Below are 17,002 nucleotides of genomic sequence, written 5' to 3' on the forward strand. Positions count from 1 at the left end.
TCAAAAATGGCTGAACAATTTACTACTGAAGCAAAGGCGACTGAAGTCAAACCCAGTGAGCCAGTAGCTCCCACGACCATTACTGTCAATGATAGAGCTGCTACCAGAGAAGCAATCATCAGACTCCTTCACAAAAAGGGGTGTGAATTTGTAGAACGGTCATCATGGGGAGCGCATAAAGCAAAAGGCGAAATGGTCGATGACTGGGACTACTCGATGATCGCACTTCACCATGCAGGTCGAAGTGTAGGTTGTGGTGCTGGCGCGGGACAAATGCGTGCGATTCAGAGCGAGCATCAGGTCAAGTTCGATGATATCGGTTATCACTACGGCATCGACTGTATGGGTAAAGTCTTCGAAGGACGCGACATCCGGTTCAAAGGTTCAAGCGTACATAACTACAACACAGGCGTAATTGGCATAGTTTTGCTAGAAAACCTGACAACTGCCGAAGAAGGTGGCGATATGGTTGCTCTTGCCCGTCAGGCTCTTGAAACCATCAATGGCAATATGGACCAGAAAATCCCTGCCATACAAATCGACACCCTACTGACCTTAATTCAAGCCCTGACCAGCGTTTTCAGGGTGACAACTTTAGGCGGACACCGTGAATTCCCCATGCAAGCCGGCGAAGGAAAGATTTGCCCTGGCAACATTGGGATGGAGCTGGTGAGAAACCTTCGAATCAAAACCAAACTATTGCGACCACCTTCATCATGAAATCGCTGCTTATCATTTTCCCGATCACACTCGTCGCCATCCTCTACATCGGCTTTTACGAAAAGATGGAAGACGCCTACCCGGAAAAAGTATTCTTCATCAAGAAAAGCCCGACCTTTCAAATGAAGTTTGAAAATATTTTCGCGTACGAATCAGATGACAAAAATTTGAGTGAGCTAAGCGACACGGAGCGGCAGCTGGTCATCCAGTACTGCAAGTATCGGTTAGGCGTAACTACAACATTGAAAAATCAAAACGAGCTTGAAGAATGCAAAAAAAGGTAATATTAACTTCCTCGACGCCCTAGACAAGACTGCCCCGTTTGTCATACCAGAGCATAAAAAGCGACAGAAGAATGAGGCGGTCGGGTTGGATGTTGACACATCCAACCCGGGAGCTGTTTTTTACTTCGGTGTTGAGATTTCTCTGGCATAGACCTGGCAGGCCGCCAACGCAATCAATCCTTGGTCGCCGGCATCGGTAGTGCCGATAATTCGTTGAGCATGCACCGGGTCAAGTTGGGCTCTTGTGGTTCCATGAACCACGCTGCCGGTTGAGGTGGCGGCTGACACTCGGCGGCCACTGGCTGAATCGGTGGCGTCGAGTAGGACTGACAGGCGCAGATCAGCAGTGGCAACGCCCGCCTGAAGCTCGCCGGGGTGAAACCATCAGCAACCAATGCGGTGTCTGAAACCTGGTCTCTTGATCTATCTCGCGTGTGTTAACGATGCGCCAGAAGAAAGCAGCAAACCGGGATCTACCGCCACGGATGATCCGCCGCACCCGCAAGAGAAAGAACGGCAGCACCTGGGTGGGCTACTACTACAACGGCCGCGCCGCCGACGGTAGCCGAGTGGAGATTCCACTCGGCAGTAACCTCGACGAGGTCAAAGTCGAATGGGCGCGCCTGGATCGCAAAGCCATACCCAAGCCTGCTCACCTGATGGGCAGGCTATTCGACGACTACGAAGAAAAGGTCATTCCAGGACTGAAGTCCGGCACCCAAAAGGACTACTTGAAAGGCCTCAAACAGCTACGCAACGCGTTCAAGTCAGCCCCCGTCGACGCGGTCATCCCACAAGTGATTACCCAATATCGTGACGCCAGGACAGCGAAGGTACGTGCCAACCGCGAGATCGCCCTCCTCTCGACCATATTCAAATTTGCCCGCGAATGGGGCTGACCGAAAAAGCCAACCCCTGCGCCCGCCTGCGCAGGAACAAAGAGACACCCCGCGACTTCTACGCCGGGCAAATCGTTTGGGATGCGGTGTACGCAGAGGCACCGCCCGAACTCAAGGATGCGATGGACCTGGCCTACCTGACCGGCCAGCGCCCCGCCGACGTGCTAAAAGCGTCGACCGCCGACCTCAACAACGGATTCCTGATGGTGGGCCAGGGCAAGACCGAGAAACGCCTGCGCATCCGCCTGCACGATGGCACGGACGCGTCGAGCCTCAGCCACTTCCTCGACGCCCTTCTTGAGCGCAAAGCCATGGCCGGCATCAGAAGCTCAAGTCTGATCACCAACCAGACCGGTCTGCGAATGAGTTACGCCATGCTGAGAAATCGGTGGTTGAAGCCCGGGAGAAAGCAGCCACGAAGGCAGCAGCCGAAGGTGATGCAACGCTTGCCGCCGCAATCCGCCAGTTCCAATTTCGCGACATCCGACCAAAAGCCGCCAGCGAAATAGACGATATTGGTCATGCCAGCAGGTTGCTTGGTCATTCGACGCAGGAGATGACGAAAAAGGTTTATCGCCGCGCTGGAGAAATCGTACTACCCACAAAATGACAGGGTGCAGCTGAGTGACTGCATCGACCTAAGCACAAAATTATACTTCACCAGAGCAAGCCCCTTTGGGAACGGTGTACCTTTATATAGCCGAATTAGATTTTATTGTTGAAAATTCGAAGCGCCTCAACAAAGCTTTGGTTAATGCTGCGCAGACTTAAGAAAACCAATCTTGAGACAGGCGGCAGGTTGTTGAGCATTTCTTCGAAGGTTGGCTCGCGAAGAGATGCAGTATTGATAATCTCGCGAAGCTGGCTAGCATTTGGATCGATAGAAATCTCCTCATCCAAAGCCCGAATCTTCTCAGCGCTTTTCGATGCATTTTCTAGAGCCATTTGTAGATGATCGTTTTTTGCGAGCTCCTCAAGTACTTGACGTTCATGATGTGAATACTGTTCCTTCAGGAATAAAGCGAGACTAGCTTTCTTGACCAGAAGCTCCATCTCCTTCTTTTTGATCGCAAGTCCATCTATCTCTTGGACGGTTTTAGCATGAGCAGACTTAAGCTCTTGCAACTGCTCAGCAGTCGCCGTGATGGACTTCAGCGTTTCGAGCTCTACACTCTTGAAGTCCGATTGTGTGATTGCTGGCCGAGTTAGCCCCAGCAGCCCAGCTACTGACGCAAGGCCGCCTACGATACCAGCGTATGCGAAGTAGTCGTCTCTCGTCACGATTCCGAATTTGGAAGCAATCCAGCCGCCAACGAAGTAGACGACACAAGCCAATATTATTACCACATAGGCTTTTCGCAAGTTGATCCCCTATATATTTGTGCAGAGTGCCATGCTCGGCCACTGGAATTAAAACTAACATAATACGGCTTTGCCGTCGCATAACGTACCATAGTCAACCCCCACCATTCGCGTAGAAAGTTAACGCCAAAACACAGGCACATCACTGACCCACCCCGGCCGTTTACGCACATCTAATCGATGAGGCGGGGGTTTGCTTTCGCCGCGAGTATACGGAGGCATATTTGGAGGGCGTCGATTGATTCAAGACTCTATCCAAGGCCAAAGAAAAGTCTGATCAATAAGTCCTTTTTCTTTTCTATGCTTTCGATAGAATAAGCTTCTGTTCCTGCGGAGAGGTGTTGCCATTTATTTACTGCCGTTGAGTCAAGCTCGTGTTCTCTAAGATATTTGAACACCTCTGAATCCCATAGAGTCAGTGCGCTAATACATTTTTCGTTCTGATCTAAGGAGCAGGCTTGTACAACCGAACTAGCAGCAGAGAGAAAACCTATCAATGGTTTTCGTACGTTTTTTTGATCCCGAGTAATGGTTTGTATTAGTGATGGCTCTGGACCGAAATAAATTCCTAGCGTATTCGGTGGTAGGGACGGATCGCTAGAGGATTTGACAGGATTATCCATATATTTGAATGCCATCGAAATTATGGCTTGACTCTGATCTACACTTGACCATCGACCCAAATGAGGAGCCAACTTCGGCAAATTAGCTATATCCTCACCCCTTGTAGCGATCGTCATTCCATCGGAAGGAATATTAGGCTCCATTTTATACACGCGATCCGACTCAATCTTCCATCCAGCCTCGCTAAAAAGAATGAGAAATTTACCGGCGGCCAAGCAAGATTTTTCGCTCCAAGCGACACAGCCTATTTTTAGCGTATCGAACTGCCGGCTTTGCGTTATTTGTAGAAGTTCTAGAAAATCTTTGCGCCTCGAGTCGCTTAGATCATAGGCTTTTTTAAGTGGCTCTTGAGGTGTCGATGGTAGGAGCGTGTAGATAGTGAGACCGACCCCAATAAACCCTAATAGCGTACCAACAGCTGTCAGTTTACTGAGCAGCTTCCACTTTGCCCATTGGCTTCGCGAAGGAATCAGAAGTGCGCTTCTTATTTTTTCAGTGAGCGTAGTCTTTTGAGTGTTCATATCATTAACAATTCACAGGTCTAATAAGGCTATTTATCGGTACGATTTCGCGTTTCTTTAATTTGTTGTGAAGATATAAAAAGTGACGCAAGGCAAGCGTAATAGCATTTTTCCTAGCCGATGCACGGCTTGAAAAAAACACTGACAGACGGCCTGTGAATTTCAACCTCAATGGATAAATATTGAAGAGTGTAGTTAAGCCTTGTGCCACTGAGCACCACACACGCTACTCAAAAGGTTTGGATCGCCCAGGCTTTCCTAAATAGCAATGAGCGTCTGCTCATGACCGATTCTGTTGAAAAAGCTGCCTATGGTTTTGGCTCAGCAAAATGCCCCTCTGAGATTGAAATTTGGACGTGAAACAGTCGCTAACCGGATCAGATTTTGCGTTGCATCGTACAAAATGGATTTTTTCCAAGCTCAGCGCAGGCTAGCTTGCCCACTCGGACTTTTTCAACAGAATCAGTTGACTACAACCTGTCATCACGCTGACCACAGGTGCTCCCATCGTTCGCAGTTGCGGAACACCACCCGAAAATTGCGGAACACTTCACTTTCCTGAAGGCAATAAAAAACCCCGTAACTCGTTGAGCTACGGGGTTTTCAAGAGTGGAGGCCGAGGTCGGAATCGAACCGGCGTAGGTGGATTTGCAATCCACTGCATAACCATTTTGCTACTCGGCCTCAAACGTCAGATGCCAGAAAAACAACATCAAACGCATACAAACTGGAGAAGGAAACTAGATCGCTATCTATTTCCAACCCTTTGATATCTAAAGGGTTTTTCTCGTTCCTGAATCAGGAATGGACGCAATTCTGGACGTGTTCGCAGGGCATGTCAAGGACAGGAAGAAAAATATTCTAAAGCACGCTATCGAGTGCCCCCCACAAACCGCAATAGGCGCTCTGTGCAACACGTCCACGTGGAGCCACTGGCAGGGACAGCACCATAACACGATCCGCGACAGTGCTTCGGATCGGTTTGCGGCTACTGCCCCACCGTTGATTAACGCACTTTGCGCAACAGGAAATGTGACAGCGCAGGGATCAACACCAGTGCTCCTACCATGTTCCAGATAAACATAAAGGTCAGCAGGATGCCCATGTCGGCCTGGAACTTGATCGGCGACCAGGCCCAGGTGATGACGCCCGCCGCCAGGGTGATGCCGACCAAGGCCACCACCTTGCCGGTGAACGCCACGGCGTTCTTGTAGGCCTCGGTCAGTGACAGACCCGCACGCTGTTGCGCCAGTTGCACGCTCAGCAGGTACAACGCGTAGTCCACGCCAATCCCGACGCCCAGCGCGATCACCGGCAACGTGGCGACTTTCACGCCCATGCCCAGCCAGACCATCAGCGCTTCACAGAGGATCGAGGTCAGCATCAGCGGCACGACGGCGACGACCACCGCGCGCCAGCTGCGGAAGGTGATGAAACACAGCACGATCACCGCGCCATACACATACAGCAGCATGGTGTGGTTGGCTTCGCGCACGACGATGTTGGTCGCCGCTTCGATGCCGGCACTGCCGGCCGCCAGCATGAACTGACGGTCGGCGCTGCTGTGCTCACGGGCGAAGGTTTCGGCCACCTGCACCACATTGTCGAGGGTCTCGGCCTTGTGATCCGACAGGTAGGCCACGATCGGCATCATCGAGCAGTCGTTGTTGAACAGGTCGGGACTGCTGACCGAGGCCTGTTGCGCGCCGTAGTTCAATACGTTCTGGTTGCGGGCGATGGTCAGCCACTTGGGGTTACCTTCGTAGGAACCGGCGGTAATTTGTCGGACCGCGTTAACCAGCGACACGGTGGTTTGTACACCTGGTTGCTGCTGCAATAGCCAGCCCAGGCGATCAGCTTCCATCAGGGTTTCGTATTTCAGGCAGCCCTCGCTGGGGGTTTTGAGCATGATCGCGAACTGATCGCTGGACAGCGAATAGTTGGCGGTGATGTACGCGTTGTCGCGGTTGTATCGCGAATCCGCGCGCAGTTCCGGTGCGCCTGGGTCAAGGTCACCGATCTTCAGATGACTGCTGACCACAAGGCCGCCGACGGCGAGCAAGCCTGCGATGCTCACCGCCACGGTCGCCCAGCGCCGTTCGGTGAACTTGTCCAGGAAGCTCCAGACGGCGCCCATACCCTTGCCGCGCAGCTCTTCGTTTTCAGCACGCAAGCTACGCACCGCCGCCTTGCGGCTCACGCCCCAATAGGACAGCAGCACCGGCAGCAGCACCAGGTTGGTGAAAATCAACACCGCCACACCAATGCTGGCGGTGATCGCCAGGTCCTGGATCACCGGGATATCGATCAGCATCAGCACCGCGAAGCCCACGGCGTCGGCCAGCAAGGCGGTAAGGCCCGCGAGAAACAGGCGGCGGAAGGTGTAGCGTGCGGCGACCAATTGGTGCGTACCGCGTCCGACGTCCTGCATGATCCCGTTCATTTTCTGCGCGCCGTGGGACACGCCGATGGCGAACACCAGGAATGGGACGAGGATCGAGAACGGGTCCAGGGCAAACCCGAACAGCGCCACCAGCCCGAGTTGCCAGACCACGGCGATCACCGAGCAGAGGATCACCAGGGCGGTACTGCGCACGCAGCGGGTAAAGTAAAAGATGATCGCCGTGGCGATCAGCGCCGCAGCACCGAAATACAGCATGACCTGCATCAGGCCATCGAGCAGATCACCGACCAGTTTGGCGAAACCGATCACCCGAATCTTGATCGGACCACTGCCCTCCTCCCCACTGACGCGTACGCTGCCTTCGAACTCGTACTTGTTGCGCAGCTTCTCTTCCAGGGTTTTCGAGAACTGGTGGTAGTCGATGCCTTGCCCCGTGACCGGGTCCTTCTCCAACAGTGGCACGAAGATCATGCTCGATTTGAAGTTGTTGCCGATCAAGCTGCCGACAATCCCTGAGCGGGCGATGTTCTGGCGCAGCTGCTGCACGCTCTGGGCTGAGCCATCATAGGAATCGGGCATCACCGGGCCGCCCTGGAAGCCCTCCTCGGTGACTTCGGTCCAGCGTACCGCCGGCGTCCACAGCGATTTCACCCAGGCACGGTCGACGCCTGGGGTCACGAACAGTTCGTCGTTGATCTCTTTCAAGGCTTCCAGGTACTGCGGGTCGAAAATATCGCCCTTGCTGCTTTCCACCACCACCCGCACCGCGTTGCCCAGGCCGCGCAACGACTGACGGTTTTCCAGGTAGTTTTTGATGAACGGCTGACTCTGGGGAATCATCTTTTCGAAGCTGGCATTGAGCGTCAGCCGGGTGCTCGCGAAGTAGCTCAGCGTGAGGGTGACCAGCAGGCAAGTCAGCACCACCAGCAGCCGGTTGTTGAAGATCAGGCGTTCCAGCAGGTTTCCGGAGCGGGCATCGAAGCCCTTGAGCTCGCGGATAACCGGCATTGTTTCGAGTTCGTAGTGACCCATCATGGTGTTCTCTTGGTAATGCCGGACTTATTCGAGGGGCAACTGCCGCAGGCCGCGGGTACCTGCCAGCACCAGGGAACCGACAGCGGAGATCTGCGCGGCGGCCACCGGGGCCTGTGCGGTGTGCGGCTGGAGCTGAAAATTGGCGCCGTCATCAGCGCTGACCAGCACGTGGCCGGCCTGGCTGACCAGGATGATTCGCCCATCGGCGGTGACCGCGCTGGCCGTGATGCTCAGCGCCAGACCGAGGTCGATCTTGTTCCAGCTCGCCCCGCCATCGACGCTGCGATAGACGTTGCCGCGCAGGCCAAAAACCAACGCTGCACCCGACTTGCCGGTAATGCCAAAGAAGGTCCCGTTGTAGGGCGTCGGTGTGGCGTTGAATCGACCGCTTTCGCGGTTCAGCTTCATGACCAACCCTTGCTCACCGACGATGAACAGATCGTCACCGATCGGTCGCACCGCATAGAGGTTCAGTGCAGTCGGGTTATCTGTTCGGTCCAGCCACGGGGTCCAGTGACCGCCGCCATCATCGGTACGGAAAATCAGATTGAATGCACCGACGATGTAGCCGACCCGATCGCTCTCAAACCAGACATCCAGAAAGGGCTTGTCGGCGCCCTCCTCGATCATCCGTTGGGCGTCGACAACCCGCGCTTGCAGGTCCGGACTGTCCGGCTGTCTGGCGAGTTGGTTCTGGTAATACTCGAGCAAGAGCGGACCGACTTGACGGCCATCCAGTTGGCGGCTCCAGGTCTGTCCAGCGTCCGTACTGTGCAGGACCACCCCGTCATGTCCGACGGCCCAGCCCTGTTGCGCAGAGGGGAAATGCACCGCGACCAGGTCCGAGCTCACCGGCACTTGCGCCTGCTGCCAATGCTGACCGGTGTCGTCGGAATAGAGAATGTGGCCATGCTGGCCAACAGCGACCAGGCGCTCACCGGTGCTGGCCAGTCCCGTCAGCAGACCTTTAGCGGCAAGTTCGCTGGGGGCCGCCGGGGTGTCCAGCACGTCGGCAAAATCCGCCGCCACCACAGGACGGGTAAACGGCAGTGCCAGCGCTGCCGCCAATGCGCAGAGCAGGATCCACTTGGAGATTGTCATTATTATTATCTCGGCTAAAAAACCACCGGGGACTGAACGAGCGCCCCGGAGGTGAACAACTGCTTCAGACGCGGTTAGCGGACGCCGGTCCCGGCCAGTGACTCAGCTGACCACTGGGCCTTGGACAGTGGGTCGATGTACTTCAGGCCGCCATAAGGCCCATAGAAACCATTGACGTTATAAGCGCCGGAGACCAGATCGTAGAGAATGTGGTTGATGCTTTCCGGAGCCTGCACATCGTAGCTGTAGGACAGGTGCGAGAAGCCGCCACGGTACAGCTGGCCACGACCGTCATATTCGTCGGAAGCCAGAGCGATCCAGCTGTCCTCGTCGAGGTAGAAGGTGCGCTTGCTGTAGATGTGGCGTTTGCCCGGTTTCAGCGTCGCCTCGACCACCCACACCCGGTGCAGCTCCCAACGCAGCAGATCGGGGTTCACATGGTTGGCTGTCATCATATCGGCGGCCTCCTTGTGATAGCTCAGTTTGTAGGTGTTATAGGGGACGTACATTTCCTTCTTGCCGACCAGTTTGAAGTCGTAACGGTCCATGGCGCCGTTGAACAGGAACGCATCGTCATAGGTCGCGGCACCCACGGTACCCGGGTTCGGCGTGTCATAGGCCAGGTCCGGCGCCAGTTTCACCCGACGCTGCCCCGGCAGGTATTGCCAGGCGCGACGAGGCTGCTTCAGCGGGTTGACCGCGTCCATGAGCAGCAGCGCTTCACCGGCACGACGGGCCGGGCCGGTATAGGTCAGTTTGATCTTGTAGAACGGTTCATCGGCAGCGACCGGCCCCACGGGGCGCGTCGGGGCATAGAGCGGGTATTCAATAAAAAATATGCCCGTGGAGCTCAACGACGCGGCGCCGGACGAGTCGACGTTCCACGAGTCGTACTTGTTGGTCATGGCCACGCCTTGATAGCGCAACAAGTGGTTCCACATCGCCTCGTTACCGTCAGCCGGGATCGGGAACGGCACCCCCGGCAGGACATTTTCCAGTGCCAGGCCAGCGTCGGTGGTCTTGGCGGTCACTGCGTTTTTCGCGGTGTTGTCCAGCACGGTTTTGGGCAATGCGACACTGCGGTGAGTCGGGTACACGTCGAGGCGATAGGTCGGGTAACGATTGAGCAACGCCTGGGTGGTGGCAGTGAGTTTGTCTTTCTGTTCGGCGAGGTTCTTGGTGGTGATCACCAGGCGCGGTTTTTCAGCGCCGAACGGGTCTGGTCGAAACGAGTCGCCGGATTTGAACTCGGCCGGAATCGCGGTCAGGCCCCCGGTGTACGCAGGAATGCTGCCATCGGCATTGGCGGCTTTTTCAGCGCCGACGGACGTCAGGCTGGTGCCCAGTTTTGCGGCCTGGTCGGCGGTGACCGCTGCGTGGGCGCTACCGACAACGGTCAACGCCAGGGCAGAGGCCAAAAGTGATTTGACGAAATTCATGAAATGTCTCCTGTTAACACACAGCTCTTGGCTCAGAGGGTGGTTTTGAAAGTGAGAGTGACCATGCCACGATCACTGAGCTGGGCCGGGACGCCAGCAAACGAGGTGATCTGACCGGGAACGCACTTGGTGCCCGAGATCGCCCCTTCATTAGGTGCACCGCAGGTGTCGAAGTCGCCAAAGTTTTCGACATACTTGAGGTCGAAGCGGTACTGGCTACGCACGTCCATGCCGACGCCAACCGAGTAGCTGCCCGTGCCCTGGTTACCCCCCAGTTGCACGGAAGACTGGCCTTTGAGGCCGACGTTGTAGCTGACCGGCAAGTACATATCGATGCCGGGGAATACCTGGTACCAGGTCGGGGTAAAGTTCATCCCCATGATGTAGTTGTCTTTGGTGACTTTATCGATGCCGTTGTACCAGTCCTCCCCCTTGAACAGTTGCTGGTTATCCGTCACTGACAACCAGCGGCTGTAACCCAATTCCACCAGCAGCGAAGCGGTGTCCCAGGCCGGCGTGGTGCCAAAGGTCGTCAGACCATTGAGCACCGCGTGCACGGTATTACCGCGAGCAACGCCGTTTTGGCCGTCAAAACTGCTGATGACACCTGGCTGCCCAGCCGCCGCCGGCGAAGGATTGACGGTGGCCGGAACGCTGGACAGCGGCATGTTCGTGCGGTAGTTCACGTCGAGACCGACGCTGACCCCGGCAATGTTTTTCGCCAGGCTGATACCGTAGATATCGATGTCATCCACGTAAAACTGGTTGTAGCTGCCCGCGTTCCCCGAGATCAACTGCGGGATACCGACCGCAGTGGGTTGCAGGACCAGGTTGGGCAGAATGTCGGAGGTTTTGCGATAGTAGAAGCCCATAGTGCCGTCCAGCCACTCAGGACTCCACTTGGCCATCAGACCGAAGTCGCCGCTTTGTTTCGGTGTGAAGGTATGGCCATTGTCGAGTCGCAGGAACTGATTCTGACCGACCGGCCCCGGCACACCGAAGAGTGGGTTGGCCCCGCCGATCAGCGAAAGATTGTGCCCGCCATTCTGGATGCCATCGTTAAAGCCCAGATAGGTACCGGAGTCCGGCACTCGCGCCGCATCCCAACCGAAAAAGTACTGTGCGCCCAGGGTCAGTTCGGGATTGACAGTCAAACTGGTGGACAACTGTTTACGCGGAATGAACAGCTCCTTGGCTTCGGTTCCGGGTACCGTCAGCGCCTTGGTCAGGTCCAGGCCCGCCTGGCCATAACTGTTGCCATGGGCGAAGGCCAAAATGGATTCACCCCAGTACACGTTGTGCTTGCCCAGCTTGCCGCTGAGCAACGATTCGTCGCCGATTTCGGTGCTGCCGAACACAAAGGCATCAAGGAACTCGGAAGACGGCCCGTTGTAGTAGCGGTCGACATAGCCGCTCTGGTGATTCGAGTCCGGCTTGCCATTGTTGAGCTGGTTGGTCGACGGGTTGTTGCTGCCGACATCGTCATAGGCGTGGTCATACCAGCTGTTGGCGCTGATCCGAAAGCCCACCTTCTGCTTGAAGGCCACATCCAGTTCGGAGAGCACATCGACGCGCTCGGAGACCGGACTGCCCACGGAGAAGTTGCGGTCGCCGTCGTTGTTGTTCCAGGCATTGGACAGCTTGGAGTTCGCGCCTTGTACCCGTTGGGCATAGTTGAGCTTCAACGTGTTGTCGAAGCGCACCGACAGGTCCTCATTGCCCGTATTGACCTCAAAAGCGTAGACGGGGCTCATCCCTAGCCCGGCGAGAACCGCTGACGCCAGGAGCCCGCGTCGCAGATTTGGATGGCAGATCTTATTGTTGTTATTCATCTAGCGTGCTCGCCTTCTCTGATTCAAGAAAATGCGACTTGCCGGTGCGCTACTCAGCGGGGGCGCTGGCCGGATCGGTCGAGGCTGTTGTATCGCGAGCGGCCGGCAGGGTGCCGGTCAATTGGGCCAAATCGTCGGTCAGCGCAATGCGCCGAGAAAAACACACGGCCAGGCCGCGTAAGCCAAACCGAAAAACCTCCCCAGGCCTGGCCTGGGGAGGTTGGTTATTGTCCGGGCTTTGGGTGACTCAGAATTGCTGGCGATAATCTGTCGGCGACAGCCCCGTCCAGCGCTTGAATGCGCGAGTGAAATTGCTGGTATCGCTGAAACCCAGCAGAAAGGTGATCTCGGTCACCGGGCGCGACGCCTGGCTCAGGTAACTGCAAGCCAGCTCTTTGCGAGTGTCATCGAGCAGTTGCTGGAAATGCGTGCCCCGCTGAGACAACTTGAGCTGCAACTTGGTGGGGCTCATGCACAAGGCGCTGGCGACCTTGTCTCGGGTGCAATCACCGTCGGGGAGAAACTCGATGATCTTCTGGGTCACGCCGGTAATCACATCGCTCTTGTCCAGCCGTGCCAGGTAACCGATGACGATGTTGTCGTTGACCTGGGCCAGTTCCGGACAAGAGCCGGTCAACGGCTGCACCAGGTCGGCCTTGTCGAAAACCAGCAACCCGCCCACCTTGGAAAAAATCACCGGGCAACGAAACAAGGCCTCATACGGTTGAGCACCTTCGCGTGGCATGGGGTGCTGCATCTCCAGTCGCACTGGAGCCAATTGCTGCTTGTACAGCAAGCGCATGGTGAGGATCAGAAAGCCGAAAAAAGCGTCTTCGGTCTCGCCACTGAACGCGGCCAGATAATCGAGGCGCAACAGAATCTGTTGATCGGCCTCGATGACGCTGATCTTGGCCAACTGCGAAACCAGGCGAAAATAACGCTCCAGGCGCCGGCAAAAATCCATCAGGGTGCCACTGGCCGCCAGGGAATAGCCCAGCGCATGCAGGTGCGTCAGGTGAATGAACTTGGCTACCTTCAGTCCGAAATACGGGTTGTTGGTCACATCGACGCAGGTACGGAACAAGCGCGTCATGGTGACGGCAGGCAAGCGAGTCATGGGGTCGGTGGACACATCTGTCGGGATGCCCAAAGACTCGAAGATCCGCTTGCTGTCGACGCCACTGGCCTCCAGCGCCCGGGCAATGGCCACGGTGTAGCTGCCAATGGTGGTGAGCTGCAAGGCAGCGATGTGCGACGCGCTGTCGACACCAGTGCCAGGCGCATTCTTGTTCGATCCGGACATTGGCCTGCCTGTCGATGATAGGTACGCCGATACTCACCTCCGTATGCCAAGCGGTCAATGGGAGCACCGTGTTTTTCCCAAAGCTGGCAGGATCGTCACCTGTTCCGCTGACCGCAAATATGACGCTAGAGACCAGTACGTTTGCAGCCCTTCTGCTCACAATCAACGCGTCCTGCCTGACAAGCCTCGGCGTCGAATAATAAAAGAGAAGAATGCATGAACGAGAACGTTGTGTTCGATTACATCGTGATTGGCGGTGGTGCTGCCGGCTGTGTGGTCGCTGGCCGACTGTCGGAAGATCCAACCGTTTCAGTCTGCCTGCTGGAGGCTGGTGGCCCGGACAGCCATCCACTGATACACATGCCTGCCGGCGTTGCAGTGATGGTGCCGACGTCAATCAACAACTGGCAATATCAGACAGTGCCCCAGGCGGGACTGAAGGGGCGAACCGGTTATCAACCCCGAGGCAAGACGCTGGGCGGCAGTTCGTCGATCAATGCCATGGCGTATCACCGCGGGCACCCGGAAGATTTCGACCGCTGGGCGGCCTTGGGTAATCCGGGCTGGAGCTATCAAGAGGTCCTGCCGTTCTTCAAGCGCGCCGAACACAACGAAAACTTCGACGACCCGCTGCACGGCCAGAACGGCCCGCTCAATGTGCGCTTCCACACCTCGCCCAATCCGTTTGGCGAAGTCTTTGTCGAGGCCGGCCTGCAGGCTGGCTATCCGGCTTGCCCCGATCAGAACGGGGCGACCATGGAAGGCTTCGGTCGCCTCCAGGTCATGCAAAAGGACGGGCAGCGTTGCAGTGCAGCGCGGGCCTATCTCACCCCCAATCGTGCACGGCCGAACCTGCATATCGAAACCCACGCCCACGCCACGCGCATCCTCTTCGATGGCAAGCGCGCCGTCGGCATCGAGTTCATGCAGCACGGCTTCAAGTGTGTGATGCACGCACGCAGCGAGTTGATCCTGAGTTCTGGCGCCTTTGGCTCGCCACAATTGCTGCTGCTGTCCGGCATAGGCCCTGCGTCTCAACTGTTGAAGCACGACATTGCCGTGATCCATGACCTGCCGGGCGTGGGCAAGAACCTGGTGGACCATATCGATTACGTTCATTCGTACCGGATTAAATCCCGCCGCCTCATGGGGCTGTCGTTGCTGGGCGTCTGGGATACGTTGAAAGCCGGCATCCGCTATTGGCGCCATCGCACCGGTCCACTGACCAGCAACTTCGCCGAGGCCTGCGCCTTCGTCAAAACCTCGCCGGACCTGCGCCAGGCGGACATCGAACTGGCCCTGACCATCGCCATGTTCGCCGATCACGGCCGTACGCTGTATCGCGGTCATGGCCTGAGTCTGCATGCCTGCCTGTTGCACCCCAAAAGCGCCGGTGAGCTGACCCTTGCCAGTGCCGACCCGCTGGCGGCACCGCTGATCGATCCGGCCTTCCTGACTCACCCGGACGACATCGCCACCCTGATCGAGGGCTACAAAATCATTCGCAAGGTCATGTCGACCCCGGCCTTCAAGGCATTCGCCCCAAAGGACGTACTCGACACCCCGATGAACACCGACGCCGAAATCGAACAGGTACTGCGCAGCCGTTCCGACACGCTGTATCACCCGGTGGGCACCTGCAAAATGGGCGCCGATGCCATGGCCGTGGTGGACGCCCGCTTGAAGGTCCGCGGCCTTGAAGGTTTGCGCGTAGCCGACGCCTCGATCATGCCGACTATCATTGGTTGCAGCACCACGGCCGCCACCGTGATGATCGGCGAAAAAGCCGCGGACTTTATTCGCGAGGACCGCGCACTCAACGCCGCCGACACCTCAAAGGACGACCATGAAACCACTGCAAGCCATCACCCGGCATAATCTCCTGTTGCTTGCCGCCGTTGTCGAACTTGGCACCGGCCTGGCACTGCTGTTGGGGCCTGGCCTAGTCAGCCATTGGTTGCTGGGCATTGCTGGAACCGACCTGACCAACCTCTTTGCGCGGTTCTTCGGTGTTGCCCTGCTTGCGCTCGGGATCGCCTGTTGGCCCGCAACGACAAGCACCGCAGCGATACGCGCGATGCTCGTCTACAACGGGGCGATTGCACTGTACCTGGCGTATGTCGGGCTGTTCATCAGCAGCGGCGTGCTGCTATGGCCGGCAGTGCTGTTCCACGCGGTGATGACGGCGTTGCTTTTTCGACGTTAAAGATCACCGATCAACCTGCAATGACCTGTCTCGCCTCACCCGCCATGCAAAATGGACTCCTTTACTCTGTTGATCCAAAGGAGCATCTACATGGGAGTACTTGACGGCGTTCGTATCGTCGAAATCGCCGGGATCGGCCCGGGACCGTTTTGTGGCATGTTGCTGGCCGACATGGGCGCCGAAGTGATTCTGATAGAACGCGCCGGCCCCCAAGGCGCCAACATGCTCGACCTGGGTCGGCACGGCATCGTCAATCGGGGTAAACGCTCAGTGGCCCTGGACCTCAAGGACCCTGAAGCGATTGAAGCCGTGCTGTGCCTCATCGAAGGCTCCGACGCGCTGATCGAAGGGATGCGCCCCGGTGTCATGGAACGCCTGGGGCTGGGCCCCGAAGTATGCCTGGCGCGTAACCCGCGACTGGTCTATGGGCGCATGACCGGTTGGGGCCAGCACGGCCCACTGGCTCAGGCGGCGGGTCACGACCTCAACTACATCGCACTCTCCGGTGCCTTGTGGTTCAGCGGTGAAGCCGGCTTGCCGCCGTTGGCACCACCGACGCTGGTGGGTGATCTGGGCGGCGGTGCGTTGTACCTGGCCATGGGCATTCTGGCTGGCATCATCAATGCCAGCACCAATGGGGTCGGGCAAGTCATCGATGCGGCAATCGTCGACGGCAGCGCCAACCTGATGAACCTGCTGCTCTCGGCACACTCGGCAGGCCAGCAACCGATGGAACGCGGCACGGGCTTGCTCGATGGCCCGCATTGGGCCAGAACCTATGCCTGCGCCGATGGTCATTTCATCAGCGTGCAAGCGCTCGAACCACAGTTCAATGCGTTGCTGTTCAGCACATTGGGATTGGCGGACGATCCGGACTTCAAGAGCCCTTATGACCCACGACGCTGGGAGGCCTTGCGCGCACGCCTGGCCGCGTTGTTTGCCAGTCAGCCGCGCCAACATTGGGTCGATCTGCTGGAGGGCAGCGACGCCTGTTTCGCCCCGGTGCTGACCCCGACTGAGGCCTTGGCCCATCCGCACATGGCGGCGCGTGGCGTGTACTCGCGGCGCGACGGTGTGCTGCAAGCCGCCCCGGCACCCCGTTTTTCAGCGACACCCTCGGCTATCGGCGATGTGCCTGAACGTGGCGAGCACACCACCCAGATACTGCGCAAGGCAGGTCTGAGTGACGCGCAGATCCAGCGCCTGATCTAAACGCAGCGACCGACCGGCCGATGAGTCGACCGGTCAGTCGGCCGGTCAGTCTTTCAGAAA

The 17,002-nt window shown here is 57.1% G+C and carries 12 protein-coding genes, 1 tRNA gene and 2 pseudogenes; 6 read left to right on the forward strand and 9 right to left on the reverse strand.

Annotated features, from left to right (window positions below; genetic code table 11):
* Positions 1–6: 6 nt before the first annotated feature.
* The gene (locus NTD87_RS21265) at positions 7–720 is read left to right on the forward strand and encodes a peptidoglycan recognition family protein (RefSeq protein ID WP_262116151.1); all 714 of its coding nucleotides are present in this window, start codon (positions 7–9) and stop codon (positions 718–720) included.
* Entirely contained in the window at positions 717–1,004 is a 288-nt protein-coding gene (locus NTD87_RS21270) for a hypothetical protein (protein WP_262116152.1), read from the forward strand. The genes NTD87_RS21265 and NTD87_RS21270 overlap by 4 nt, the downstream gene beginning before the upstream one ends.
* Positions 1,005–1,124: 120 nt before the next feature.
* Here the strand turns inward: NTD87_RS21270 and NTD87_RS21275 are convergent.
* Positions 1,125–1,370, reverse strand: a pseudogene (locus NTD87_RS21275) (lysis protein); the annotation flags it as partial.
* 77 nt (positions 1,371–1,447) lie between these two features.
* Between NTD87_RS21275 and NTD87_RS21280 the strand changes: the two are divergent.
* Positions 1,448–2,513: pseudogene (locus NTD87_RS21280) on the forward strand (tyrosine-type recombinase/integrase).
* Positions 2,514–2,608: 95 nt separating this feature from the next.
* Here the strand turns inward: NTD87_RS21280 and NTD87_RS21285 are convergent.
* From NTD87_RS21285 to NTD87_RS21320, 8 genes are all read right to left on the reverse strand, one after another.
* A complete protein-coding gene (locus NTD87_RS21285; RefSeq protein ID WP_262116153.1) occupies positions 2,609–3,265 on the reverse strand; it encodes a hypothetical protein in 657 nt (218 codons plus the stop codon).
* Positions 3,266–3,516: 251 nt separating this feature from the next.
* Entirely contained in the window at positions 3,517–4,410 is an 894-nt protein-coding gene (locus NTD87_RS21290; protein WP_262116154.1) for a hypothetical protein, read from the reverse strand.
* A 610-nt stretch (positions 4,411–5,020) separates the two neighbouring features.
* Positions 5,021–5,094, reverse strand: a tRNA-Cys gene (locus tag NTD87_RS21295).
* A gap of 322 nt (positions 5,095–5,416) precedes the next feature.
* Positions 5,417–7,846, reverse strand: a complete 2,430-nt coding sequence (locus NTD87_RS21300; protein ID WP_262116373.1) for an efflux RND transporter permease subunit — start codon at positions 7,844–7,846, stop codon at positions 5,417–5,419.
* 27 nt (positions 7,847–7,873) lie between these two features.
* Positions 7,874–8,950 carry a WD40/YVTN/BNR-like repeat-containing protein gene (locus tag NTD87_RS21305; RefSeq protein ID WP_262116155.1) on the reverse strand — a complete coding sequence of 359 codons (1,077 nt, stop codon included), beginning with the start codon at positions 8,948–8,950 and terminating at the stop codon, positions 7,874–7,876.
* A 74-nt stretch (positions 8,951–9,024) separates the two neighbouring features.
* Positions 9,025–10,389: a DUF1329 domain-containing protein gene (locus tag NTD87_RS21310; protein ID WP_262116156.1), complete on the reverse strand. Its 1,365-nt coding sequence runs from the start codon at positions 10,387–10,389 to the stop codon at positions 9,025–9,027.
* 32 nt (positions 10,390–10,421) lie between these two features.
* On the reverse strand, positions 10,422–12,221 hold the full coding sequence (locus tag NTD87_RS21315; RefSeq protein WP_262116157.1) for a DUF1302 domain-containing protein: 1,800 nt from the start codon (positions 12,219–12,221) through the stop codon (positions 10,422–10,424).
* Between the two features lie 247 nt (positions 12,222–12,468).
* A complete protein-coding gene (locus tag NTD87_RS21320) occupies positions 12,469–13,524 on the reverse strand; it encodes an AraC family transcriptional regulator (RefSeq protein WP_262116158.1) in 1,056 nt (351 codons plus the stop codon).
* A 216-nt stretch (positions 13,525–13,740) separates the two neighbouring features.
* Here NTD87_RS21320 and NTD87_RS21325 point away from each other — a divergent pair, with 216 nt between their 5' ends.
* The 3 genes from NTD87_RS21325 to NTD87_RS21335 all read left to right on the forward strand — a co-directional run bounded on the left by NTD87_RS21325 (position 13,741) and on the right by NTD87_RS21335 (position 16,942).
* Positions 13,741–15,402 carry a GMC family oxidoreductase gene (locus NTD87_RS21325; RefSeq protein ID WP_262116159.1) on the forward strand — a complete coding sequence of 554 codons (1,662 nt, stop codon included), beginning with the start codon at positions 13,741–13,743 and terminating at the stop codon, positions 15,400–15,402.
* A complete protein-coding gene (locus tag NTD87_RS21330; RefSeq protein WP_262116160.1) occupies positions 15,371–15,730 on the forward strand; it encodes a hypothetical protein in 360 nt (119 codons plus the stop codon). Before NTD87_RS21325 ends, NTD87_RS21330 begins: the two co-directional genes overlap by 32 nt.
* 90 nt (positions 15,731–15,820) lie before the next feature.
* Complete coding sequence (locus tag NTD87_RS21335; protein ID WP_262116161.1) at positions 15,821–16,942, forward strand: CaiB/BaiF CoA transferase family protein; 1,122 nt, start codon at positions 15,821–15,823, stop codon at positions 16,940–16,942.
* The last annotated feature ends 60 nt before the right edge of the window (positions 16,943–17,002 follow it).

This window comes from Pseudomonas sp. 6D_7.1_Bac1 (assembly GCF_025465945.1).
GTDB lineage: Bacteria > Pseudomonadota > Gammaproteobacteria > Pseudomonadales > Pseudomonadaceae > Aquipseudomonas.

Coding starts and splice junctions, on each gene's coding strand:
- NTD87_RS21265 (WP_262116151.1), top strand. CDS start 7: ATGGCTGAACAATTTACTACTGAAGCAAAGGCGACTGAAGTCAAACCC.
- NTD87_RS21270 (WP_262116152.1), top strand. CDS start 717: ATGAAATCGCTGCTTATCATTTTCCCGATCACACTCGTCGCCATCCTC.
- NTD87_RS21290 (WP_262116154.1), bottom strand. CDS start 4,410: ATGAACACTCAAAAGACTACGCTCACTGAAAAAATAAGAAGCGCACTT.
- NTD87_RS21300 (WP_262116373.1), bottom strand. CDS start 7,846: ATGGGTCACTACGAACTCGAAACAATGCCGGTTATCCGCGAGCTCAAG.
- NTD87_RS21305 (WP_262116155.1), bottom strand. CDS start 8,950: ATGACAATCTCCAAGTGGATCCTGCTCTGCGCATTGGCGGCAGCGCTG.
- NTD87_RS21310 (WP_262116156.1), bottom strand. CDS start 10,389: ATGAATTTCGTCAAATCACTTTTGGCCTCTGCCCTGGCGTTGACCGTT.
- NTD87_RS21315 (WP_262116157.1), bottom strand. CDS start 12,221: ATGAATAACAACAATAAGATCTGCCATCCAAATCTGCGACGCGGGCTC.
- NTD87_RS21320 (WP_262116158.1), bottom strand. CDS start 13,524: ATGTCCGGATCGAACAAGAATGCGCCTGGCACTGGTGTCGACAGCGCG.
- NTD87_RS21325 (WP_262116159.1), top strand. CDS start 13,741: ATGAACGAGAACGTTGTGTTCGATTACATCGTGATTGGCGGTGGTGCT.
- NTD87_RS21330 (WP_262116160.1), top strand. CDS start 15,371: ATGAAACCACTGCAAGCCATCACCCGGCATAATCTCCTGTTGCTTGCC.
- NTD87_RS21335 (WP_262116161.1), top strand. CDS start 15,821: ATGGGAGTACTTGACGGCGTTCGTATCGTCGAAATCGCCGGGATCGGC.